We start from the raw sequence: 21,813 nt of genomic DNA on the forward strand, positions 1-21,813 counted from the left end.
CCTTCTGCCCTGTTCGTGGTAAGTACTACCGCCATGGAGTTCTTCTGTCACCACCGCGACCGTCCCCGTTCCGCCGCACTGCGGGCCGAGCTGACGGAGGAGCACTGGTCCTACATGGACCGGTACGAGGCGGAACTCATCGCGCGCGGCCCCACCCTGGACCGCGACGGTGACACGGCGACCGGCAGCGTGCACATCGTCGATCTGCCGGACCCCGCCGCCGCCCGCCGGGGACGACGACCTCATCGCGTACGGGCCGCTGCTGTCCGACGACGGCTCCGCCTGGCTCGGCACGGCCGCGCTGGTCCGGGCGGCGGACCCGGACACGGCCCGCACCCTGCTGACCGCCGGCCGCTACGCCGCCATCGAGGTCCACGACTGGGTCTTCGGCGGGCGGCGGTAGACGCGGCTGCCCACCGGTGGCCGCCTGTCACCGCGGGTCGTCCGGGTGCGGCGTCCGCGCCGCGATGACGGCGATGTCGTCCAGCCCGGTCGTCGGCAGCCCGCTCAGCAGATGGTCGCAGAACTTGTCCGGCGGCTGGTCCGCGACCTCCTCGGCGGCCAGCCGGAGCCGTTCCAGGCCGCGGTCCAGGTGCTCGCCCGACCGCTCGACCAGGCCGTCGGTGTAGAGCAGGACCGTGCTCCCCGGCGGCAGCGGCTCCACGTGCGACGGCCGCGGCTCCGCGTAGGGGAAGCCGAGCAGCGGGCTGAGGCCCCCCTCCAGGAATCGGCCCCGGCCGCCGGGCGTGACCAGCAGCGGCGGCGGGTGCCCGGCCACCGCGTAGTGCAGCCGGTGCCCGTCGTCCGAGGGCTCCACGCGGGCGTACACGCAGGTCGCCATCACCTCGCTGACCAGCGACTCCATCGTGAGGTTGAGCCGGGACAGGATCTCGCCGGGCGGCTCGCGGCGGTCCATGGCGAGCGCCCGCAGCATGTTGCGGATCTGGCTCATCGCGACGGCGGCCGCCAGGTCGTGGCCGACCACGTCGCCGATCGCCAGCACCGGGACGCCGTCGGGCAGGACGAAGGAGTCGTACCAGTCGCCGCCCACCTCCGCGGCGCTCGGGCTCGCCCGGTACCGGGCGGCGACGCGCAGGCCGTCCGGGCACGGCGGCTCGGCGAGCAGGCTGTACTGCAGCGCCAGCGCGACCTGCTGCGCCCGCTGGAACCGGATCGCCCGGCTCAGCGCGTCGTGGGCGTGGTCGAACATGCTCAGCAGCAGCGAGATGTCGTCCTCGCTCACCGGCGGGCGGTCCCCGCAGGTCACGACCGCGACCACGGCGGGCACCGTCCCGTCGACCACGACCGGGAGGATCAGCACGCTGTTGGCGTCGTTCGCGATCAGCCACGGCAGCGTGCCCCTGGGAGCCACGTCGGACGGCGGCGCCCCCGCCGGGAACGTCTTCAGCAGGGGCCGCCGCCCGCGCACCGCCGTCACGAACGCGTTGCCCGCGCCGAGACGCTCCTCGCTGTACGCCGGCAGCCGCAGCAGGCCGTGACGCGCGGCCGTGGCCATCCGCTCGATGAAGAACGGCCCGCCGCCGAGCCGCTGGTCGGTGAGGTCCGTGACGAGGTAGACGCCGCACCCGTCGGCCATCTCCCGCACGATCACCTCGGCCAGCGTCCCCAGCATCTCCTGCAGGCTCCGCAGCCGGACCGTGGCCGCCGCGGCGCGGTCACGCAGCCGTTTGCGCCGCTGCTCGGCCCACTGCTCCTCGATGTCGGTGCTCGACCCCACCCATTCCACGATCTCGCCGCGCTCGCGGACCGGCACGGCCCGGAGCTGGAAGTGCCGGTAGCCGCCGTGCAGCGTGCGCAGCCGGTAGACGTGCTCCCACACGCCGCCGGGGTGGGCGATCGCCTCCTTCCACGACCTCACCGTGTCCGCGCGGTCGTCGGGGTGGACCATCCGCAGCCAGCCCTGGCCGCGGTACTCCTCCCACGTCTGGCCGGTCAGCTGCTCCCAGTTCGGGGTCCGCTCGTACACGCACCCGTCGCTGCCGGTCACCCAGAGGATGTCCGCGCTGACCCGCACCAGGCTCTCGTACCGGCGCAGGACGCGGCGGCGCTCCTCGGCGAGCACCGCCATCTCGCGGGCGGCGGCGACCTGCTCCGTCACCTCCAGCACCACCACGAGCACGCCGTGGTCGCCGCGGCCGAAGACGATCCGCGACAGGCTGGAGGTGAAGTACCGCTGCCCGGAGGCGGGACGCCCGATCACCGGCAGCTCCGGCTCGGCCGTGGCCACGATCGGCTCGCCCGTGAGATAGACCCGGTCGAACTGCCGGCGGTAGAAGCGGCGCACGAAGTCGGCGAACACCTCCTCCATCCCGGCCGTGCCGCCCCGCCGGCCGAACAGCGACCGGTAGTGCGTGTTGGTGTAGACGAGCCGGTGCTCCGGGCCGCGCGTCACCGCCACCCCTACGGGTGCCGGATCCAGCATCTCGAACCCGAGCCCGCTGTCGTCGCGCTCCTCGACGGCCCCCATGCTCACCTCCCCCCGACACCCTCCCCCTACCCGGAGGTCCGGCGAAGACGCAGGTCACGAAGGGGAGGGGGGATTCCCTCCGGCGGGCAGCTCGTCCGTCACGAGCAGGTCCGGGTCCGGCCTCCGCTCCCTGAGCGCGGCCCGGCCCACCATGTGGGCGGCCACGGGAGCGGTCGCGAGCTGGAACGCGCCGATCAGCACCAGCGTCGTCACGTCCACGCCCGTACGCAGCCGCAGCCCGCACCCGAGCAGCACCAGCAGCAGGCCGAGCACCTGCGGCTTGGTGGCCGCGTGCATGCGCGACAGCAGGTCGGGGAACCGCACCAGGGCGACCCCGGCGGCCAGGCAGAGCAGCGCCCCGCCGACGAGACACACCACGGCCGCCGTGTCCAGGACAGTGCCGAGAACGCCGTCAGGACTCATCGCGGCGGCTCCTGACGGCGAACCGGGCCACGCTCACCGAACCGGTGAATCCCAGGATGGACAGCACGAGGAGCACGGGCAGCGTCGTCGCGTCGCGCCCGGCCGCGACGGCGGTGGCGACGGCCGCGACGATGACCGCCAGCAGCACGTCGGTGGCCACGATCCGGTCGAGCACGGACGGCCCGCGGACGATCCGCGCCAGGGCGAGCACCCCGGCGCAGGCGAGCAGGACGGTGGCCGTGACGACGACGATGGTCATACGCGAGTGCCTTTCCTGTCAGTGGACGGCTGGGGGGTGACGGGGTCGGGCGCGGCGACGAGCCGCCTCTCGGCCGCCGACCCGACCGCGGCGACGATGCGTTCCTCCAGCCGCCAGATGCTCCGGCGGAAGCGTTCGACCTCCGTGAGGGTGCGGACGCCGAGGACGTGCACGTACAGCGTGCCGGTGGCCCGGTCCACGTCGACGACGATGCTGCCGGGCACCAGGCACAGGGCCACGGACGTGAGCGTGAGGTTGAGGTCGGAGCGCACCTTCAGCGGCACGGCGATGACGGCGCTGGCCGGCCGGTGCCCGAACCTGAACGCCAGCGCCGCCACCTGCACGCTGGAGACGACCAGGTCGAGGAGGAAACGGAGGACGAAACGCAGCACCCCCAGCGGGGACACCCGCCCGGCGAAGGTCAGCGGCGGCAGCGGGAACACGGCGAGGACGACGGCCGCGACGGCCAGGCCGCCGATGAGGTTCGCCCAGGTGAACGACCCCCACAGCAGGCACCACACGGTGACCAGCACGGCGACGGCGACGGCCCGGTTGCGGAGCCGGTCCCGCCGGCTCAGCGGGGCGGGGCTCATGGCGCACCACCCGGGTAGACGGCCCGCACGTACGGTTCCCGTCCGAGCAGGTCGCCGGCGATCGCGCCGCTCAGGTCGAACAGCGGCCCGGCGACCGCGGTCAGCCCGACGCCGAGCACCACCAGCGCGGCCGTGGAGGTGACCATCAGCGCGGGAAGCGTCACGACGGAGCTCCGCCCGCCGTCGCCGTCCCCGGCGTTCCCGCCGGTGCGCGGGGAGCGCCAGAAGGCCAGGTTCCACACCCGGGCGACGGCGTAGAGGGTGAGCAGGCTGGTCAGCAGCCCGCCCGCGACCAGGGCCCAGGCCATCGGGTGCCCCAGAGCGGCCCCGGCCTGCAGCAGCCCGGTCTTGCCGAGGAACCCGGAGAACGGCGGGATGCCGGCCAGGTTGAGCGCGGGGACCAGGAACAGCACCCCGAGCAGCGGCGACACGCGGGCGAGCCCCCCGAGCCGGTCCAGCACGGTGCTGCCGCCGTGGCGTTCGACGAGGCCCACGGCGAGGAACAGCGTCGTCTGGATCACGATGTGGTGCACCACGTAGAAGATCGCCGCGGCCAGGCCGAGCACGGTCGTGAGCCCGACCCCGAACAGCATGTAGCCGATGTGGCTCACCAGCGTGAACGACAGCAGGCGCTTGATGTCGGACTGCGCGATCGCGCCGAGGATGCCGACCAGCATGGTCAGCAGCGCCGCCGCCAGCAGCAGGCCGCCGATGCGCCCGCCGGGGAACAGCAGCGTCTCGGTGCGGATGATGGCGTACACGCCGACCTTGGTGAGCAGGCCGGCGAAGACCGCGGTCACCGGGGCCGGCGCGGTGGGGTAACTGTCCGGCAGCCACGCCGACAGCGGGAAGATCGCCGCCTTGACGCCGAACGCGAGCAGCAGCATGCCCTGCAGCATCAGGCGCAGGTCGTCCGGCAGGACGTCGAGCCGGCCGGCGAGCTGCGCGAGGTTGAGCGTGCCGGTGGCCGCGTAGACGAGCCCGATGGCGGTCAGGAAGATGATCGAGGAGAGCAGGCTGACCACGACGTACGTCGTGCCGGCCCGGATGCGGTTCTCGGTGCCGCCGAGGGTGAGCAGCACGTAGCTGGACACCAGCAGGATCTCGAAGCCGACGTAGAGGTTGAACAGGTCCCCGGACAGGAACGCGGTGGTCACCCCGGCGGTGAGCACCAGGTACGTCGGATGGTAGACGGAGAGCGGCGTCTCCTCGTCGCCGTCGGCCAGGCCCTGGCCGATGGAGTACACCAGCACGGCGAGGGTGACGGCGGCGGAGACGACCAGCATGAGCGCGGAGAACCGGTCGGCGACCAGGACGATGCCGAGCGGCGCCGTCCAGCCGCCCACCTCCACGACGAGCGGTCCGTGGAGCGAGGTGAGGACCAGCAGGGCGGCGGCGACCAGCAGGCCCGCGCCGAGCACGGTGAGGCTGACGGCCCGCTGCGCGTTCGGGCGCCGGGCCAGCATCAGCGTCAGCGCCGCGCCGAGCAGCGGCATCACGACCGGCAGGGGGACGAGGGCGTTCATCAGGGCGGCTCCGTCACGTGGCCGCGGCGCGGGTCGCCGCCGTTGACGCCGTTGACGTCGCCGGCGCCGTTGAAGTCGCCGGGCAGGTCCGCGTCCTGCTCCGCGAGCCGCACGATCCGGCGGTCCTCGACGTCGTCCTGCACCTCGTCGTGGCCCGTCAGCAGCCAGGTGCGCGAGGCCATCGCGAGAAGGAACGCGGTCATGCCGAGCGTGATGACGATGGCGGTGAGGATCATCGCCTGCGGCAGCGGGTCGCTCATCCGCTCCTGACCGGCGAGACCGGCGATGGGCGCCGAGCCCGCCCGGCCGCCCATGAGGATCAGCAGGTTCACGCCGTTGCCGAGGAGGATCACCCCCAGCAGGATCCGGGTGAGGCTGCGCTCCAGCAGCAGGGTCACCCCGGCGGCGAACAGCACGCCGACGGTGACCACGTAGGTGAGGTTCGGGGTCACACCGGTTCCTCCTTCATCGTGACCTTCGGCGAGGAGTCGTCCGCCGAGATGTCGTCCGCCCCGATCGGGGCGCCGAGGCTGCGCAGGATGTCCAGCACCAGGGCGACGACGATGAGGTACACACCGACGTCGAAGAAGACCGACGTGACGAGGTGGACCTCGCCGAGCACCGGCAGGGTCAGGTCCACCGTCGCGCTCTGCAGCACGTCCCCGCCGAGCAGCATCGCCGCCGCCCCCGTGCCGACGGAGACGAACAGGCCCGCGCCGAGGACGGCGCCCGCGTCGACGGGCGCGGCGGCGTTCAGCTCCGCCCGGCCGCCCGCCAGGTAACGCACGGTCAGGGCGAGCCCGCAGACCAGCCCGGCGGCGAACCCGCCGCCCGGCGCGTTGTGCCCGGAGAAGAGCAGGTAGACCGAGAGCAGCACGATGACGTGGAACAGCAGCCGGGTGACCACCTGGAGGATGATCGAGGTGCCGCCGCCGGTCGGGGCCGGCGCGGCGGCCAGCCACCGCCCCGCCACCGGCGCCCTGGGGGTCGGCACCGGGCTGCCCGTACGCCGGCGCAGCGCCGCGCTGCCCCGGAAGATCAGACTGGCCACGCCGGTCGCGGCCGCCACGAGCACCGCGATCTCGCCCATCGTGTCCCAGGCCCTGATGTCGACGAGGATGACGTTCACGACGTTGTCGCCCCCGCCGTAGGAGACGGCCAGGTCGGCGAACCCGGACGAGATCGGCTCCGCCTGCCGCGCGCTCGTGGCGGCGTACGCCATGCCGGCGGCGACCACGCCCACGGCGACGCCGATCGCCGCGCGCCCGCGCCGGCTGGGCCGCCGGGAGAACCTCGGCGGCAGACGGCGCAGCACGAGCACGAACATCGCGATCGTGACGGTCTCCACCAGGAACTGCGTCAGCGCCAGGTCGGGCGCGCCGTGCAGGACGAACAGCACGGCGGTGCCGTAACCGGTCACCCCGACGAGGATCATGGCGGTGAGCCGGCGCGACGCGCGGACGGCGATGACCGCCGCCACGATCACCCCGGCGGCGACGACCGCCTGCGCGGGGGTGTCCCAGGCGCGTCCCTCCGCCGACCACGGCCGCCCGGCCAGCATCACGCCGCCGGGCAGCGCGACCAGCACGAGCAGGATGACGCCGAGGGAGAACGGCAGCGAGCCGCGCTGCGTGGCTCCGGTCAGCTCCACCGCGAGCCGGCCCACCCAGGTCAGCACGCGGTCGTAGGCGCGCGCGCCGGTGGAGCGCACCGCGCCGGGCAGGCGGGGGGCGAGCAGGAACAGGACGGCGCCCACGGCGACCGCGAGCGCGCTCAGCCCCAGCGCGGGGGTGAGCCCGTGCCACACCGCGAGCCGGTACGGGGCCGCGCCGCTCCCCGCATGCACGGTGCCCGCATGCACGGTGCCCGCATGCACGGTGCCCGCATGCACGGTGCCCGCATGCACGGTGCCCGCGTTCACGGTGTCGGCGTACACGGACAGCATCCGGTCCACCGCCGGCGCGAACGCGCCCACCGCGAGCCCGGCCACGGCGAGGACCGCCGCCGGCCCCGCGAACGCCCACCCGATCCGGCCCGGCCGGGCCGGCCTCACCGCCGGCTTGGTGGCGAACGCGCCCCACAGCAGCCGCAGCGTGTACGCGACGGTGAGCGCCGAGCCGAGCACCAGGCCGCCGAGCACCACCCGCTCCGCGCCGGACCCGTGCAGCAGCGCCTCGAAGACCGCCTCCTTGGCGACGAACCCGGCCGTCGGCGGCAGCCCCGCCATCGACGCCCCCGCGAGGACGGCCACCGCCGCCGTCAGGGGCGCCCGCCGCCCGAGCCCGCTCAGCTCACGCAGGTCCCTGGTCCCGGTCGAGCGGTCGATGACGCCGACGACGAGGAAGAGCGCGGCCTTGAACAGCGCGTGCGCCAGCAGCATCGCGGTCCCCGCGAGCACCGCGTCCCGGCTCCCCGCCCCGAACACCGCCATGAGCAGCCCGAGCTGGCTGACCGTGCCGTGGGCGAGCAGCAGCTTCGCGTCGTGCCGGCGCAGCGCCGACCATCCGCCGAGGAGCATGGTGAGCGTGCCGGCGACCAGCAGCACCGCCCGCCACGCCGTCGCCTCGCCGAGCGCCGGCGTCATCAGCGCGGTCAGGAACACCCCGGCCTTCACCATCGCCGCCGCGTGCAGGTAGGCGCTCACCGGGGTGGGCGCCGCCATCGCGGCGGGCAGCCAGAAGCTGAACGGGAAGACCGCCGACTTGCTGAGCGCGCCGAGCAGGACCAGCAGCAGCGCGACCGTCAGATAGGCGCCGTCCGGCAGGGCCCCGGCGAGCTGCGACCACCGGTACGTCCCGGCGTGCTGCCCGAGCATGACGAAACCGGCCAGCATCGCCAGCCCGCCCAGCGTCGTCACCAGCAGGGCCTGCGTGGCGGCCGCCCGGCTCGCCCGCCGGGCCGCGTCATGGCCGATCAGCAGGTACGAAAGGACGGTGGTCAGCTCCCAGAACACGTACAGCACGAGCAGGTTGTCGCTGACGACCAGGCCGAGCATGGCGCCGGCGAACGCGACGAACAGCCCGGCGAAGCGCCCGAGCCTGTCGTCCCCGGCGTCGAAGTAGCGGGCGCTGTAGGCGAGGACCAGCGCGCCGACCCCGCCGACGAGCACGATCATCAGCCAGCCGAGCGCGCCCACGTGGACGGCGAGTTCGAGGCCGAGCCCCGGCACCCACGGATAGGATCCGGCGACGGCACGGCCGGCGAGGATCGGGCCGGTGCCGGCCAGCGCCCAGGCCAGCGCCGCGGCGGGGGCCGCCGCCAGCAGGAAGAGGGCCCGCCGGCCGAGCAGGCGGACCGCGAGCGGCGCGGCCACGGCGGCGAGCGCGTGCGCCGCGACGAGCAGGAGCGCTCCCGGCGCGCCCAGCAGCAGATGCGGTGCGCTCATGGTGGCTCCGTCAGGGCGGGTCTCCGATCCTCAGATGACGTGGCGCGGGCTTACCGGCTTATCGGCGGGCCTCGGGGACGAGGGAGGCGATGCGCCGCTCGATCTCGCTCAGCCGGTCGGCGAGCGGCCGGCTGTGCAGCAGGTCGGCGAGCTGGTCGGCCTCCTGCTGGTCGAGCTCCACGGTGTGCGCCGGGGTGTCGGGATCGGTCCGGTCGTACAGGACCAGGGAGTGCTGCCCGGCCCTGGAGACGATGACGGCGAGACGGTCACCCTCCCGGGTGTCGAGGTGGTGGACGGTTCCGACGCCCGGGACGGTAGCGTGCGTGATGTGCACGGTTGAGCAGCTCCTCTCGTCGCATGGTCGTACGGCCTGCCTCGGCGGCTCGGGGGGAGGTCGGGCGGCTTGCGAGGTCGCCCTGCTTCCAGTGTGGTCGCCGGCCGGCGGCGGCACCATCGGGGCCGCCACCCATTTCCGGGGGTGCGCGCCATGTAGCCGGCCACGGGGCCGGCCCCCGGTTGGACAGAAGACGGCGGCGTCGGTGAGGCTGGAGGTATGAGCTCGCCGACCAGCACAAACCAGGAAGCGCCGCCGCGCGCGCCGCGTTCGCCGGCCTCGGCGCTGTTCCGGCGCCTGTTCCTGCTCAACGGGCTGGTCTTCACCACCGGGCTGACCGCGCTGGCGCTGTCGCCGGCCACGGTGTCCTCGCCGGTCCTGCTGAACGAGCTGCCGATCCTCGCCGTCGGCCTCGCGGTGATGCTCGCCGTCAACGCGCTCGTGCTGCGCGCCAGCCTGGCCCCGCTCGGCGCGCTGACCGTCCTCATGGAGCGGGTCGACCTGGTGCGTTCCAAGGACCGCATCGCCTCCAGCGGCAACGGCGACCTCGGCAGGGTGATCGACACCTTCAACGCCATGCTCGACCGGCTGGAGGCCGAGCGCAGCTCCAGCGCCGCCCACGCCCTCGCCGCCCAGGAGGGCGAGCGCCGGCGCATCGCGCGGGAGCTGCACGACGAGATCGGGCAGAGCCTCACGGCGGTCCTGCTGACCCTGAAGCGGGTCGTGGACCGCGCGCCCGGCGAGCTGCGCGAGGAGCTGAGCGCGGCGCAGGAGACGGTCCGCGCCAGCCTGGACGAGGTCAGGCGGGTGGCCCGCCGGCTGCGGCCCGGCGTGCTGGAGGACCTGGGGCTCATCAGCGCCATGAACTCCCTCGCCACCGACTTCTCGGCGCTGAGCGGCGCGACCGTGACCCGGCTGCTTGACTCGCGGCTGCCCCAGGTCAGCGGCGACACCGAGCTCGTCATCTACCGCATCGCCCAGGAATGCCTGACCAACATCGCCAGGCACGCCCGCGCCACCCGCGTGGAGCTGTCGCTGCGCGCCGAGGACGGCGCGGTCGTGCTGCTCATCACCGACGACGGCGTCGGCGGCCCGATCCGCGAGGGCGCCGGCATCCGCGGCATGCGCGAGCGCGCCATGCTCATCGGCGCCGACCTCGCCGTCGAGAGCGCGCCCGGGCGGGGCACCCGCGTACGCCTGACCGTGCCCGTCCTGGAGACCGCCGACCCCGCCGCCTCCGCCGCCGATCCGTGAGAGTGAGTCCATGCAAGCGCAGCCGACCCGGATCCTGCTCGCCGACGACCACGCCCTCGTACGCCACGGGCTCCGGCTCATCCTGGACGCCGAGCCCGACCTGACCGTCGTCGCGGAGGCGGGCGACGGCGCCGAGGCCGTCGAGCTGGCCACCCGCGGCCAGGTCCCGATCGACCTGGCCATCCTCGACATCGCGATGCCGCGCATGACGGGCATCCAGGCCGCCCGCGAGATCTCCCGCCGCGCCCCCGGCGTCCGGCTGCTGATGCTGTCCATGTACGACAACGAGCAGTACTTCTTCGAGTCGCTCAAGGCCGGCGCCAGCGGCTACGTGCTCAAGTCCGTGGCCGACCGCGACCTGCTGGAGGCATGCCGGGCGGCCATGCGCGGCGAGCCGTTCGTCTACCCGGGGGCGATCACCGCGCTCATCCGCGACTACCTCCAGCGGCACCAGCAGGGCGAGCCGGTGCCCGAGACCGTGCTCACCCCGCGCGAGGAGGAGATCGTGAAGCTCATCGCCGAGGGCCACTCCTCCAAGGACATCGCCGGCATCCTGGTCATCAGCGTCAAGACCGTCGAACGGCACCGGGCGAACATCCTGGCCAAACTCGGCCTGCGCGACCGGCTGGAGCTGACCAGGCACGCCATCAGGGCGGGCCTGGTCGAGCCATGAGCCGGGGTGGGCCGGAGGGGGCCGGCGCCGGCCCGGGTCAGCGCAGCGGGTCGAGCTCGGCCAGGGCGGCCGGCTGCTTGCCCGTGGTGATCTGCTCGGCCAGCAGCCGGCCGGTGATCGGGCCGTGCGCCATGCCCCACATGCCGTGGCCGCCCGCGACGTAGACGGTGGGGGCCGTCGTGGCGCCGACCAGCGGCCGGCCGTCGGCGGTGACGGGGCGCGGCCCCACCCACGTGTCGCTGCGCTCGTCCCAGCGCAGGCCATGAAGCAGCGGCCGGACGGAGGCGACGAGGGCCTCCAGCCGGGCCGGCACCTGCGGCGCGTCCGGGTCGCGGAACTCCATGGTGCCCGCCACCCGCAGCCCGCCCTGGTACGGCGTGCACGCCACGCGCACGCCGGGCAGGTAGACCGGCCCGTGGACGGGACGCTCGACCGGCACGGTGAAGGAGTAGCCGCGGCCCGCGCGCAGCGGGACGCGCACGCCCCACTGCCGGGCCAGGCGGGGCAGCCACGCGCCGGTGGCCAGCACCACCGCGTCGGCGGACAGCACGGTGCCCTTGGCCGAGCTCACGATCGCCTTCCTGCCGTCGGTGCGCACGTCGTCGACCTCGACGGCGTACACGGTCGCGCCGCGCCGCATGACGGCCCGGCCGAGGGCGTGCACGAACGCGCCCGGGTCGACGTAGCGCTGCCCGTCGATCCGCACGCCCGTGGTCAGCGCCTCGCCGGCGAGCGGGACCTGGTCGGCCAGCCGGGCGCCGTCCAGCACGGCGTGCTCGACGTGCTGCCCGATGGCCTCCAGCCTGCGCAGCTCGCGCAGCAGACCCTCGGCCTCGGCCCGGGTCCGGAACGCGGCGGTGATCGGCGCGGACACGACGGGCGCGGACACGCCGCTGTTCGCCAGCACCTCGTACGCCTCCACGCACTCGTCGTTGAGCGGCAGGTTGGCGCGGGCCGCGCGGGTCCACGACCGCCAGCGGCTGTTGGCCGCGAAGCGGGTCAGGAACGTCCACAGCCCCGGGTCGAGGGTCGCGGGCACGTGCAGCGGCGCGGCCGGGTCCAGCAGCGAGCGCAGGCCGTAGCGGACCACGGCGGGCTCGTTCAGCGGGATGGCCAGGCCAGGCGCGATCCAGCCGGCGTTGCCCCAGGACGCGCCGGCCGCGAGGCCGCCGCGGTCGACCACGTCCACCTGGACACCGCGCTCCTGCAGGAACCACGCGGTGGACAGGCCCACGATGCCCGCGCCCACCACGATCACCGAACGCGGCCAGTTGCCGACCATGCCACCCTCCGACGTCGAACGACTCTCGCTGTCCGTCCCAGGATGGCCCGTGCCGCGACCTGCGGCGTTGTGGCCGGACGACAATGTGGGCGCGCCCGTTGTGGCGTTCCCACAACGGGCGCCGGCTCAAGGCCGGTCGTCGTCGCCCGACGCCGCCAGCATGATGGTCATCGCCAGGCGCTGACGGGGGTCCTCCAGGTCCAGCGGGGTGAGCTCGTTCATCTTGCGCAGCCGGTTGCGGACCGTGTTGGGATGCACGTCGAGGCGCTCGGCGGTCCACGCGAGGTCGCCCTGGCTCTCCAGCCAGGCCCGCAGCGTGGCGACGAACCGCGTGCCGTGCCGCGCGTCGTGCCGGCGCAGCGTGCCGACCGGCCCGCGCGCCGGGGTCCGGCCGCCGCGCGCGGCGGCGCGCAGCCGCAGCAGCAGGATCTCGTCCCAGGACTCGTCGTAGGCGGGCGGCGGCGCCCAGGGCCCGGCGCCCTCGTGCAGCGCCAGGCACTCGTCGGCCTCCTGGCGGCCCGCGGGCAGGTCCGTGACCTCGGCGGGCGCGCCGATCCCGGCCGCGACGCGGACCGGGGCGGGCAGCTCGGCCTGCAGGTCCTTGACCCACTGCCGGGCCGTCTCGGCCTCCTCTCCCGGCAGGAGGGTGTAGAGCGTGTCGCCGAGCAGCGCGCTGCGCCCTGGCCTGGACCAGCCGAAACCGGCCGTGGCCTGCTCGAAGGCGAGCAGCAGCGCCGCGTGGCGGTCGTCGGGGGTGAACGCGCGGACCGCGACCACCCGCATGGCGCGCGGCGCCAGGCCCAGCCGGCTGGCCGACGTCGCCGCGTCGGCGCCGCCCTCCAGCAGCCGGCCGACCAGGTCGGACTCCACCTGCCGCTCCAGGTCCGCGCTGGCGCGGGAGCGCAGCAGGTGCAGCGCGACCACCCGCGCGCCGTCGGCGAGGGCGCGCAGGCGCTCGCCGGTCAGCGGGGCGGCGCAGCTGACCCACACCGAGCCGAGCAGCTCGCGCCCGGCCCGCGCCGCCACCGCCATCCGCCCGGTCAGGCCCTGCTCGGCGTCGGCCGGGACGAACACCGGCTCGTCCGTGGCCGCCAGCCGGGCGAACACCCCGCGCCGCTGCAACCGCTCGCGCAGCCCATCGGGGACGCGCCGGCCGAGGATGGTCGCCAGCCGCGCCGGGTCGCCCGCCTGCTGGCTGCGGGAGTAGGCGAGCACCCGCGAGTGCCGGTCCTCGATGGTCACCGCCCCGCCGATCACGTCGGCGAGGCTGTCGGCGAGGGCGAACAGGTCCGTCGGGCCCCGCCCCGAGGCGGTCTCCCGGCTCTCCAGCACCAGCCCGTACACCACGCCGGCGAGCTGGCTCCACGACACGGCGGGGTCGGCCAGCAGCACCGCCACGCCGTGCCGGTCGCCGAGCGCGGCGGCGTCCTGCTCGGCGCCGCCCTCGGCGGGACGTACGAGGACCGCCGTGGCCTGCGCCGCCGCCGCCCACCGCACCGCCTCCGCGGGCGAGGACGCGCCGACGGCCAGCAGCACGTCGCCGGTGACGCCCCGGTCCGTGGCGTCCGGCATGGCGACGCTGCGCAGCACGGCCGAACGGGCCTCGGGACGGCCGCACAGCCGGACCCCGTACCCGCCGAGCACGTTGACCAGGCGGTCCAGCGTGATCATGATCACCTCCGATGGGTGGAAGGGGCCGGGGCCCCCGTACGTCAGGCCGCCTCGTGCCTGCGCTGGCAGTCGATGCAGGTGCGGGCCAGCGGGCGCACCTTGAGCCGTTCGAACGGGATGCCCTGCTCGCAGTGGGCGCAGCGGCCGTAGCTGCCGTCCGTCAGCCGGTCGAACGCCTGCGACAGCTCGGCGACGGCCCGCTCGGCGGCGGTGATGGAGGCCAGCAGCTCCTGCCAGGTGCCGTCGGCGCCGCTGCCGTCGCGTTCCTGCTCGCGCAGCGCCTCGAGCTGCCGCCTGCGCTGTTCGAGCTGCTCGTGCAGGTCCTCGCGGAGCGACTGGATCTGCACGCTGCTGAGGTGGGTCCCCGGGAGCACGTTCTCGATCATGGTGGGTCCTTTCTGCGATGACGTGTTCGTCGTCGTTGGGATCAGTGGGCGGCGGGGGCGAGGCCCGTCGCCAGGGCCGGTTGCAGGCACAGCCGCATCAGGCCGCGGACGGTCGCGTACTGCGGCTGCGCCGCCACCTCGACCTGCAGCCGCAACGCGCCGCGCAGGCGGCGCAGCAGCAGCTCCTCGCGGGCGCCGCCGCCGGTCACCAGCAGGCCGCGGGCGCGTACGGCGGGCAGCCGGCGCACCAGGGCCGCCGTCATGTCGACGACGCCCTCCATCGCGTACGCCGCCAGCCCCGCCCCGGTGGTGGCGCTGAGCTGCAGCGCGGTGGCGTCCACGACGCCCCCCTCGCTGATGGCCACGGCCTCGACGATGCCCGCGCCGACGTCCAGCACCAGGCAGGGCCGGGGGTCGAGCACGTCCAGGCCGGCGCCGACGGCGGCCGCCAGCGGCTCCTCCACCAGCGTCACCTCGCAGCCGGCGGCCTCGGACACCGCGACGCGCACCGCCCTGCGGTCGCTCGGCGACGCCGCCAGCGGCACCCCGGCCAGCACCCGCGCCGGCGGGCGGCCGTCGTAGAGCCGGGTGTCCTGCACCACCAGGCGGACCAGCCGCAGGCAGGCGCCGGGGTCGGCCACCATGCCGTGGCGGAGCGGCCGTACCACGTCCGCCGAGCCCGAGCCGGACGGCAGCGCCACGACCGCCGACGCCCGGTCGGCGATGGCGTGCCCGCCCGCGGCCAGCGAGCGGGTGCGCGCGGTGCCGAGGTCGAGCGCCAGGAAACGCCGCACCGCGCTCATCCCGGCGGGCGCTGAACTCACAACAGGCATGACGATGATCCGCTCCTGGACGAAGTCGGGGAAGGACGGCGGTCCGGCACAGGGGCCGGCCACCTGGGGGACGGACGGTCGCGAGGACGCCTCACGGGCGCGCGGCGACACGCCCGGCCGGCACCCGCCGCCTTCGCGGAACGGGCGTGGCACGGACGAGCGGGTGTGGACGCGCGGTCAGGCTCCGCGGCGTACGTGGCCGTGGAGCCCGTCGGGGAAGACGTCGGCTAGGCGGCCGGCGGGCTGCGCGAGCCCGCGGTGCGGTGCGCGAGCTGCTGCGGATCGCGGACCGCGTCGGCGTCCGCGCCCGGAGCCGGCGACAGCGCCAGATGGGCGAGCGTGTCCTGGCTCGCGCCGCGCAGCGGCGGCCACAGCGACAGCACGTGGTGCTCGCACACGGTGTTGCCCTGCGGGGGCAGCCCCTCGGGGTCGGCGTCGAGACCGCCCACGCTCCAGACGGGAGCGGCGGCCGCGTGCGCGGCGGACGAACCGCCCGCCCAGCCGAGGACGCCCGCGGGCAGCAGCGACAGGGCCACCAAGGACAGCACGACCAGGCCCATCACGCTGGTCAGCGCGATGGACCGTCGCGGTGCTCGCCGTGGTCCCCTCACAGGCCCGACCATAGCCCACGCCACAGGAAAATGACATTTCCCGCGGCGGCGGCTTGCGGGTACCGTGGCTCCCAATACCCCCATGCCGGTCCTTGACCCACCCGTGTCCGCGACAGGAGGAGACGTGCGCAGCAGACTGTCCGCCGTCCTGCTCCTGTTGTCGGCCTTCCTTCTCGGCCCCGGGCCGGGCATCCACCCGCCCGCGTCCGCGGTGGCCGCCGCGGCGTCCGCCGGGTGGTGGTGGGGCAGCCCCGCCGCCCACGAGGGCCAGGACATGGCGCTGCTCCGGTCGCACCTGGCCCGCGGCGTGCCCGACCTGCTGCGGCCGCATCCGGCGCGCGGCGGCGTGGCCGTGTCGCCGCTGTGGCCGGCCGTGCTGCCGTCCGGCGAACAGCCCCGCCCGCGGTCGCGGCCCGTCGCCGCCGCCGCCGAGGCGCCCGTCCCCGAGCCGCGACCGGCCGGTCGCCGGGCTCCGGCACGGGCGCCGCCCTCCACGACGCGCTGACGTCCTTTTCTCTCTTTTCTTCGACAGCCCGTGGAGGCTTCATGTCACGCGCGCCGGTCTGGCGCGCGGTGGCGGCGCTCGTTCTCGTCGTCACCGCCTCACTACTCACCGTGATGAACACGCCACGCCTCGGCCTCGACCTGCGTGGCGGCACCCAGCTCGTCTTCGAGACCCAGGACTCGCCCACGGCCAAGGCCGACGGCGAGTCCACCGACCGCGCCCTCGACGTGCTGCGCCGGCGTGCCGACGCGCTCGGCGTGGTCGACCCGACCCTGCTGCGCTCCGGCGAGCGGCGCATCATCGTCGAACTGCCCGGCGTGCTCGACCCGCGCCAGGCCGCCGCCGTCATCGGCAAGACCGCCCAGCTCGCCTTCCACTCCGTGGCGGGGGAGGCCGGCGAGCCCGCCCCGCACACCGGCGAGGCCGGGCCGGTCCTGGCCGACGAGTCGGGGCAGCGCCTGCGGCTCGGCCCCGCCGTGATCACCGGCGACGGCGTCACCGACGCCGAGGCCCGCAACGACCCGCAGCAGGGGCCGGGCTGGTTCGTCACCGTCGACTTCCGCGACGCCGACGCCTGGCAGAAGCTCACCGGCGACGCCGCCTGCCACGCCCCGGGCGACCCCCGGAGGCGCGTCGCCATCGTCCTGGACAACGAGGTCATCTCCTCGCCGCAGGTCGACACGGGGATCGCCTGCCGGGCCGGCATCCCGGGCGGAACCACCCAGATCACCGGCTCCTTCACCTTCCAGGAGGCCACCGACCTCGCTGTGCTGATCAAGGGCGGCGCCCTGCCCGTCCCGCTCACCATGATCGAGCAGCGGACCGTCGGCCCCACCCTCGGCGCCCAGGCCATCGAGGCCAGCGCCAAGGCGGGCATCGCCGGCGTGCTGCTCACCGCGCTGTTCATCGTCGTCATGTACCGGCTGTCGGGGCTGATGGCGACGATCGCGCTGGCCGCGTACGGGCTGCTGTCCTACGCCGCCCTGGTCGCCATGGGGGCGACGCTCACGCTGCCGGGACTGGCCGGGTTCGTCCTGGCGATCGGCATGGCGGTCGACGCCAACGTGCTCGTCTTCGAACGGGCCCGCGAGGAGTACGCCCGCTCGCCACGCCGTGGCCTGCGGCACGCGCTCGACCGGGGCTTCAAGGGCGCGTGGAGCGCCATCGCCGACTCCAACGTCACCACGCTGCTGGCCGCCGGGCTGCTGTTCTGGCTGGCCTCCGGGCCGGTGCGCGGCTTCGGCGTCACGCTGGCGATCGGCGTCCTGGCCTCGCTCGCCTCGGCCATGCTCATCACCCGCGTCCTCACCCACCTGCTCGTCGCCCGGTCCGGCCCGAGGCTGGCCCGGCTGTCCGGCCTGACCACGCAGGGCCGGGTCAGGACGTGGATCACGCGCCGCAACCCGTCCCTGATGGGAGCCGGGCGGCGCTGGCTCGCGGGAGCCGCGCTCCTGCTCGCCGCGGCCGTGGCCGGGCTGATCGCGCACGGGCTGAACTTCGGCATCGAGTTCACCGGCGGCCGGATGGTCGAGTTCACCACCACCCAGGCGGTGGACGCCGACGCGGCCCGGCAGGCGGTGGCCGGGGCCGGGCACCCGGGAGCGAGCGTGACCGTCTCCGACGACGCCGTGTCGATCCGGGCCGGCCAGGTCAGCGCCGACGACGTCGTCGCCATCGAGCAGGCGCTGGAGTCCCGCTTCGGCGAGGTGACCAAGCAACGGGACGAGCTCATCGGCCCCAGCCTGGGCGAGGAGCTGCGCCGCAACGCCTTCATCGCGCTCGCCGTGGCGCTGGCGGCCCAGCTGCTCTACCTGGCCTTCAGGTTCCGCTGGACGTTCGGCGCCGCCGCGGTGCTGGCCCTCGTCGTGGACACCCTCGCCGTGCTCGGCCTGTTCGCCTGGCTCGGCAAGCCCATCGACGGGGTGTTCCTGGCGGCCATGCTGACCATCATCGGATACTCGATCAACGACAAGGTGGTGGTCTTCGACCGGGTCCGGGAACTGTGGCAGGGCAAGCGGCAGTCCCGCTTCGCCGGCATCGTCAACTCGGCGATCCTGCAGACCGTGCCGCGTACCGTCAACACCGGGCTCGGCGCGTTGTTCATCCTCGCCGCGCTGGCCTTCTTCGGCGGCGACACTCTGCGGGACTTCGCCATCGCGCTCATCGTGGGCATCGTGGTCGGGACGGCGTCCTCGTCCCTGGTGGCCGGGCCGCTCGCGATCGAGTTCGAACGCTTCAGCAAGCAGCCCCCGCCCCAGCCGCCCGCGCCGCGCACCCGCCGGCGCGAGGGCACGGGCGCGGTGCTGTAGCGGTCCCGTAGCGGCCGGTGGCCGGAGGCCGCGCCGTCCCCGTGGCGGCGCGGCTTCCGCCTTTCCGGCGGCCGGCCTGCGGCTACGCGGGCCTGCCCCTCCTGAAGGCCGGGCTATCCGCCCTCGGCGACCCGGATGATCGTCCGGCCGCCGCCGCCGCCGCGCCGCGCGGGCGCGAAGGCGTCGGGCGCCTCCTCCAGAGGGCGTACGGCTCCGACGGCCAGGCTGAGCCGCCCGTCCCGGACCCGCTGGGCCAGGTCCGCGAGCCGCGCGCGGTCGGGCTCGACGACGAAGAAGATCGCCTGGCCGTCCTCCGGCCGGACCGTGGGCGGGCGGGCGATCGTGACGAGCGTGCCGCCGGGACGCACCAGCGCGGCCGAACGGTCCAGCACGTCACCGCCGATGACGTCGAACACCACGTCCGCCGGTCCGGCCTCGTCCAGGGAGCCGTCGTCCAGGTTCACGAAGGCGTGGGCGCCGAGCCGGCGGACGAGGTCCGCGTCGCCGGCCCTGCCGGTGCCGACCACCCGTGCGCCCGCCTCGCGCGCGAGCTGCACCGCGACGGAGCCGACCGCGCCCCCGGCGCCGTGGACGACGACGGTCTGGCCCGCGGCCAGGCGCGCGTGCTCGAACAGCCCCTGCCAGGCGGTCAGCCCTGAGATCGGCAGCGCGGCGCCCACGGTGTGGTCGATGTCCGCCGGCAGCGGCGCGAGGTTGCGGGCCTCCACGGCGACGTACTCGGCCAGGGAGCCGTTGCGCGCCCAGTCGGTCAGCCCGAACACGCGCTGGCCGGCCGACAGCCCCGTCGTGCCGTAGCCGAGCTCGGCGACGACGCCGGACACGTCGTGCCCCGGGACGCTCGGCGTGCGGTCGCGGCCCGCCCGGTCCGACCACGTCGCCGGCCAGTCGAGCTCGCCGCGGGTGAAGCCGGCGGCGTGCACGCGGACGACGACGTCGTTCTCGGCGGCGTGCGGATAGGGCTCCTCCGTGAGACGGAGCCCCGCCAGGCCGGCCGAGTGGTCCCGGACGGTGACGGCTCGCATGGTCCTCCCTCGGGCGGCGCGGCTGGACTCTCCCCCCGTGGGAGCCCTCAAGCTACCGCTGAGCTGAGGAGAGACATGACCATCCTGCGGGACATCGAAACCCGTGGCACGCACCACTGCGAGACGACGACGCTCGGGGTGCTGCTGCGGCACGAAGGACTCGACCTGAGCGAGCCGATGCTGTTCGGGCTGGGCTCCGGGCTGTCCTTCCTCTACTGGGACGGCAAGGGCATGCCGTTCCCTTTCCTGGCGGGCCGGGTGAGACCGTTCGAACTCACCAGGAACCTGGCCGCCAGGCTGGGGCTGGTTCTGGAGGTCAAGGAGACGACCTCGGCGCGCAAGGCATGGGAGAACGCGGCGGGCGCCGTCGACGCGGGCCGGCCGGTCGGGCTCCAGCTCGACTCCTACCATCTGGACTACTTCCGGACGAAGGTGCACTTCGGCGGTCACGTCGTCGCCATGTACGGCTACGACGAGCACGACGTCCATCTGGTGGACACCGGCCCGCAGGGGGGCGCGGTGCGTACCAGCAGGGAGAGCCTGGCGAGGGCGCGGGCCGAACGCGGCCCGATGACCGCCAGGAACCGCTCCTTCACCCTCGCCCTGCCGCCGCGTCCGCCGCGCTGGCAGGACCAGATCCTCCCCGCCGTCAGGCAGTGCGCGGACGCCTTCCTCGCCGCCCCCATCGCGAACCTCGGCCACCGCGGCATCGCCAAGGCCGCGGAGCGGCTGCCGGGCTGGCCGCGGCGCGCCGCCGACCCGCGCCAGGACCTGCCACGGGCCGCCCTGCTCATGGAGGAGGCCGGCACCGGCGGGGCACTGTTCCGCGCTCTCTACCGCGACTTCCTGGGCGAGTGCGTCCCGCTGGTCGACGACGACCGCCTCCGCACCGGCCACGAGCTGTACGCCGCGGCGGCCGGCCTGTGGACGGACGTGGCCGGCCTGATCACCAAGGCGGGGGAGAGCGGCGACGCCGGCCCCCTGGAGCGGGCCGCCGCCCTCCTGCGCGACCTCGCCCGCATCGAGCACGCCGCCATGACAGCACTGTCGCAGGCCGGCCGCTGACCCGGCCGCCGCCCAGCCCCGGCGATGCCGCCGCAGGGCCCCGGAGACGGGGCTGGGAGGGAGGGGCGCGGTCACGAGGCCCATCCTCGGGAGAGGTGGATCATCCCGTCGTCCACCGCGCCCCTATGATGATCCGCCTATGAGGTCAAAAGTCGCGTTGATCGCGCTCTTGCTGCTGACAGGATGTACGGCGGACGACCCGGACTGGCTGGTCAAGGACCCGGGCCGCTGGCCGCTGGCGGCGCTGCCGGCCGCGGCCTCCAGGTCGGGGGTGCCGGACGGGGCGGAGAAGGTGCTGGCGCGGATCCAGGCCGGGAAGCACGACCTGGTCCCGTGGATCCACAGCAAGGGCGTGTGCGGGCTCGCCGACCAGGGGACCGCCGGCGCCGCCTTCAACATGAGCCAGGACCTGACGAGGTCCGAGGGGAACGTCATGACCACCGAGGAGGGTTTCGCGGGAGCCGAGGAACCCATGACGGGGACGGCCTCGGAGGGCACGGTGACGCTGTGGTGCACGCCCACCCGGATGTTCGTCACCGTCGAGGACGGGGACCTCGGGGAGGTGCGTCTCTTCGGAAGCGCGGCGGCCAAGCAGACGAAGGAGCGGCTGACGGTCGTGGTGGGCGCGCCGGAGGCGGTCAAGCAGTCGCTTCCCGACGCGACCGTGATCGGCCGTTAGCCGCGTCGCGGCAGGTGAGCGCCGGTGGCCGCCCGGCCGCCGGTCCGCTTCGACAGATGCTCAACACATCGCGACGCCCGTCCGCCTGAAGGCCGCGCGCCTCAGCGCGATGGTGGAACGACGGGGCAAGGACCGGGAGGTCTTCGGGAAGACGTTCCGTGAGAAGCGCGCCTCCACCGCCGTCTCCTACGACATCATCCCCGGCGTCAAGGTGCCGGCGGGGAGGAGGCTCTATTTCGCCGTCGACTCCACGTTCGTGAAGAAGGGCGCGACCATGCGCTGCGCGGGGCGTACCGCCGCTGTCTGACGCTCGCTGTCGTACTGGCCTCGTGGCAATCCCGGCAAATCATGCTCCAATGGACAATTGCGGGTCGCCGTGGACCTCACGGCGATCTTCCCGCGATTGCCGTCAGCCGGGCCAGGGGGTTGATGCATGGCGAGCGACCTGTCGTTCCGCATCCTGGGGAGCCTGGCCGTTCACGTGGGGGATCGGC

At 74.6% G+C, this 21,813-nt stretch carries 22 protein-coding genes; 8 read left to right on the forward strand and 14 right to left on the reverse strand.

Annotated features, from left to right (window positions below; all coding sequences use genetic code 11):
• Positions 1 to 33: 33 nt before the first annotated feature.
• A complete protein-coding gene (locus tag Nocox_RS19820) occupies positions 34 to 471 on the forward strand; it encodes a YciI family protein (RefSeq protein WP_246649820.1) in 438 nt (145 codons plus the stop codon).
• On the opposite strand, the gene Nocox_RS19825 is transcribed toward Nocox_RS19820, so the two are convergent.
• From Nocox_RS19825 to Nocox_RS19860, 8 genes are read right to left on the reverse strand one after another with little or no spacing between them, the layout of a single operon-like run.
• A complete protein-coding gene (locus tag Nocox_RS19825) occupies positions 431 to 2,488 on the reverse strand; it encodes a SpoIIE family protein phosphatase (RefSeq protein WP_020542820.1) in 2,058 nt (685 codons plus the stop codon). The two genes, Nocox_RS19820 and Nocox_RS19825, sit on opposite strands and share 41 nt — an antisense overlap.
• A gap of 54 nt (positions 2,489 to 2,542) precedes the next feature.
• Entirely contained in the window at positions 2,543 to 2,911 is a 369-nt protein-coding gene (gene mnhG / locus Nocox_RS19830; protein ID WP_020542819.1) for a monovalent cation/H(+) antiporter subunit G, read from the reverse strand.
• Positions 2,901 to 3,170 carry an MrpF/PhaF family protein gene (locus Nocox_RS19835; protein WP_020542818.1) on the reverse strand — a complete coding sequence of 90 codons (270 nt, stop codon included), beginning with the start codon at positions 3,168 to 3,170 and terminating at the stop codon, positions 2,901 to 2,903. Before Nocox_RS19835 ends, mnhG begins: the two co-directional genes overlap by 11 nt.
• Complete coding sequence (locus Nocox_RS19840; protein ID WP_020542817.1) at positions 3,167 to 3,763, reverse strand: Na+/H+ antiporter subunit E; 597 nt, start codon at positions 3,761 to 3,763, stop codon at positions 3,167 to 3,169. Before Nocox_RS19840 ends, Nocox_RS19835 begins: the two co-directional genes overlap by 4 nt.
• Entirely contained in the window at positions 3,760 to 5,289 is a 1,530-nt protein-coding gene (locus Nocox_RS19845; protein ID WP_020542816.1) for a Na+/H+ antiporter subunit D, read from the reverse strand. Before Nocox_RS19845 ends, Nocox_RS19840 begins: the two co-directional genes overlap by 4 nt.
• Complete coding sequence (locus Nocox_RS19850; RefSeq protein ID WP_020542815.1) at positions 5,289 to 5,741, reverse strand: Na(+)/H(+) antiporter subunit C; 453 nt, start codon at positions 5,739 to 5,741, stop codon at positions 5,289 to 5,291. Before Nocox_RS19850 ends, Nocox_RS19845 begins: the two co-directional genes overlap by 1 nt.
• Complete coding sequence (locus Nocox_RS19855; protein WP_020542814.1) at positions 5,738 to 8,674, reverse strand: Na+/H+ antiporter subunit A; 2,937 nt, start codon at positions 8,672 to 8,674, stop codon at positions 5,738 to 5,740. The genes Nocox_RS19850 and Nocox_RS19855 overlap by 4 nt, the downstream gene beginning before the upstream one ends.
• A gap of 58 nt (positions 8,675 to 8,732) precedes the next feature.
• A complete protein-coding gene (locus tag Nocox_RS19860; protein WP_020542813.1) occupies positions 8,733 to 9,008 on the reverse strand; it encodes a cation:proton antiporter regulatory subunit in 276 nt (91 codons plus the stop codon).
• Between the two features lie 219 nt (positions 9,009 to 9,227).
• Between Nocox_RS19860 and Nocox_RS19865 the strand changes: the two genes are divergently transcribed.
• Both Nocox_RS19865 and Nocox_RS19870 read left to right on the forward strand, forming a co-directional pair.
• A complete protein-coding gene (locus Nocox_RS19865; RefSeq protein ID WP_020542812.1) occupies positions 9,228 to 10,262 on the forward strand; it encodes a HAMP domain-containing sensor histidine kinase in 1,035 nt (344 codons plus the stop codon).
• 10 nt (positions 10,263 to 10,272) lie between these two features.
• The gene (locus tag Nocox_RS19870) at positions 10,273 to 10,935 is read left to right on the forward strand and encodes a response regulator (protein ID WP_020542811.1); all 663 of its coding nucleotides are present in this window, start codon (positions 10,273 to 10,275) and stop codon (positions 10,933 to 10,935) included.
• Between the two features lie 37 nt (positions 10,936 to 10,972).
• On the opposite strand, the gene Nocox_RS19875 is transcribed toward Nocox_RS19870, so the two are convergent.
• The 5 genes from Nocox_RS19875 to Nocox_RS19895 form a co-directional block, all read right to left on the reverse strand.
• Positions 10,973 to 12,217 carry an NAD(P)/FAD-dependent oxidoreductase gene (locus Nocox_RS19875; RefSeq protein WP_020542810.1) on the reverse strand — a complete coding sequence of 415 codons (1,245 nt, stop codon included), beginning with the start codon at positions 12,215 to 12,217 and terminating at the stop codon, positions 10,973 to 10,975.
• A gap of 126 nt (positions 12,218 to 12,343) precedes the next feature.
• Positions 12,344 to 13,888, reverse strand: coding sequence for a PucR family transcriptional regulator (locus tag Nocox_RS19880; protein ID WP_026214261.1), 1,545 nt, complete (start codon positions 13,886 to 13,888; stop codon positions 12,344 to 12,346).
• A 41-nt stretch (positions 13,889 to 13,929) separates the two neighbouring features.
• On the reverse strand, positions 13,930 to 14,274 hold the full coding sequence (locus Nocox_RS19885) for a TraR/DksA family transcriptional regulator (protein ID WP_020542808.1): 345 nt from the start codon (positions 14,272 to 14,274) through the stop codon (positions 13,930 to 13,932).
• Positions 14,275 to 14,315: 41 nt separating this feature from the next.
• The gene (locus Nocox_RS19890; protein ID WP_219495635.1) at positions 14,316 to 15,098 is read right to left on the reverse strand and encodes a rod shape-determining protein; all 783 of its coding nucleotides are present in this window, start codon (positions 15,096 to 15,098) and stop codon (positions 14,316 to 14,318) included.
• A gap of 236 nt (positions 15,099 to 15,334) precedes the next feature.
• Positions 15,335 to 15,718, reverse strand: a complete 384-nt coding sequence (locus Nocox_RS19895; RefSeq protein ID WP_157382999.1) for a hypothetical protein — start codon at positions 15,716 to 15,718, stop codon at positions 15,335 to 15,337.
• A gap of 124 nt (positions 15,719 to 15,842) precedes the next feature.
• Here Nocox_RS19895 and Nocox_RS19900 point away from each other — a divergent pair, with 124 nt between their 5' ends.
• Together Nocox_RS19900 and secD are read left to right on the forward strand one after the other, a co-directional pair.
• Positions 15,843 to 16,223: a hypothetical protein gene (locus tag Nocox_RS19900; protein ID WP_020542805.1), complete on the forward strand. Its 381-nt coding sequence runs from the start codon at positions 15,843 to 15,845 to the stop codon at positions 16,221 to 16,223.
• 41 nt (positions 16,224 to 16,264) lie between these two features.
• Complete coding sequence (gene secD / locus Nocox_RS19905; RefSeq protein ID WP_020542804.1) at positions 16,265 to 18,532, forward strand: protein translocase subunit SecD; 2,268 nt, start codon at positions 16,265 to 16,267, stop codon at positions 18,530 to 18,532.
• Between the two features lie 113 nt (positions 18,533 to 18,645).
• On the opposite strand, the gene Nocox_RS19910 is transcribed toward secD, so the two are convergent.
• Positions 18,646 to 19,575 carry an NADP-dependent oxidoreductase gene (locus Nocox_RS19910; protein ID WP_020542803.1) on the reverse strand — a complete coding sequence of 310 codons (930 nt, stop codon included), beginning with the start codon at positions 19,573 to 19,575 and terminating at the stop codon, positions 18,646 to 18,648.
• Positions 19,576 to 19,650: 75 nt separating this feature from the next.
• On the opposite strand from Nocox_RS19910, the gene Nocox_RS19915 reads away from it, so the two are divergent.
• The 3 genes from Nocox_RS19915 (at position 19,651) to Nocox_RS19925 (ending at position 21,626) form a co-directional block, all read left to right on the forward strand.
• The gene (locus tag Nocox_RS19915) at positions 19,651 to 20,640 is read left to right on the forward strand and encodes a BtrH N-terminal domain-containing protein (protein WP_020542802.1); all 990 of its coding nucleotides are present in this window, start codon (positions 19,651 to 19,653) and stop codon (positions 20,638 to 20,640) included.
• Positions 20,641 to 20,779: 139 nt separating this feature from the next.
• A complete protein-coding gene (locus Nocox_RS19920) occupies positions 20,780 to 21,319 on the forward strand; it encodes a hypothetical protein (RefSeq protein WP_157382998.1) in 540 nt (179 codons plus the stop codon).
• A 109-nt stretch (positions 21,320 to 21,428) separates the two neighbouring features.
• Positions 21,429 to 21,626, forward strand: a complete 198-nt coding sequence (locus Nocox_RS19925; RefSeq protein ID WP_020542800.1) for a hypothetical protein — start codon at positions 21,429 to 21,431, stop codon at positions 21,624 to 21,626.
• Positions 21,627 to 21,813 lie beyond the last annotated feature (187 nt).

The organism is Nonomuraea coxensis DSM 45129 (assembly GCF_019397265.1).
GTDB lineage: Bacteria > Actinomycetota > Actinomycetes > Streptosporangiales > Streptosporangiaceae > Nonomuraea > Nonomuraea coxensis.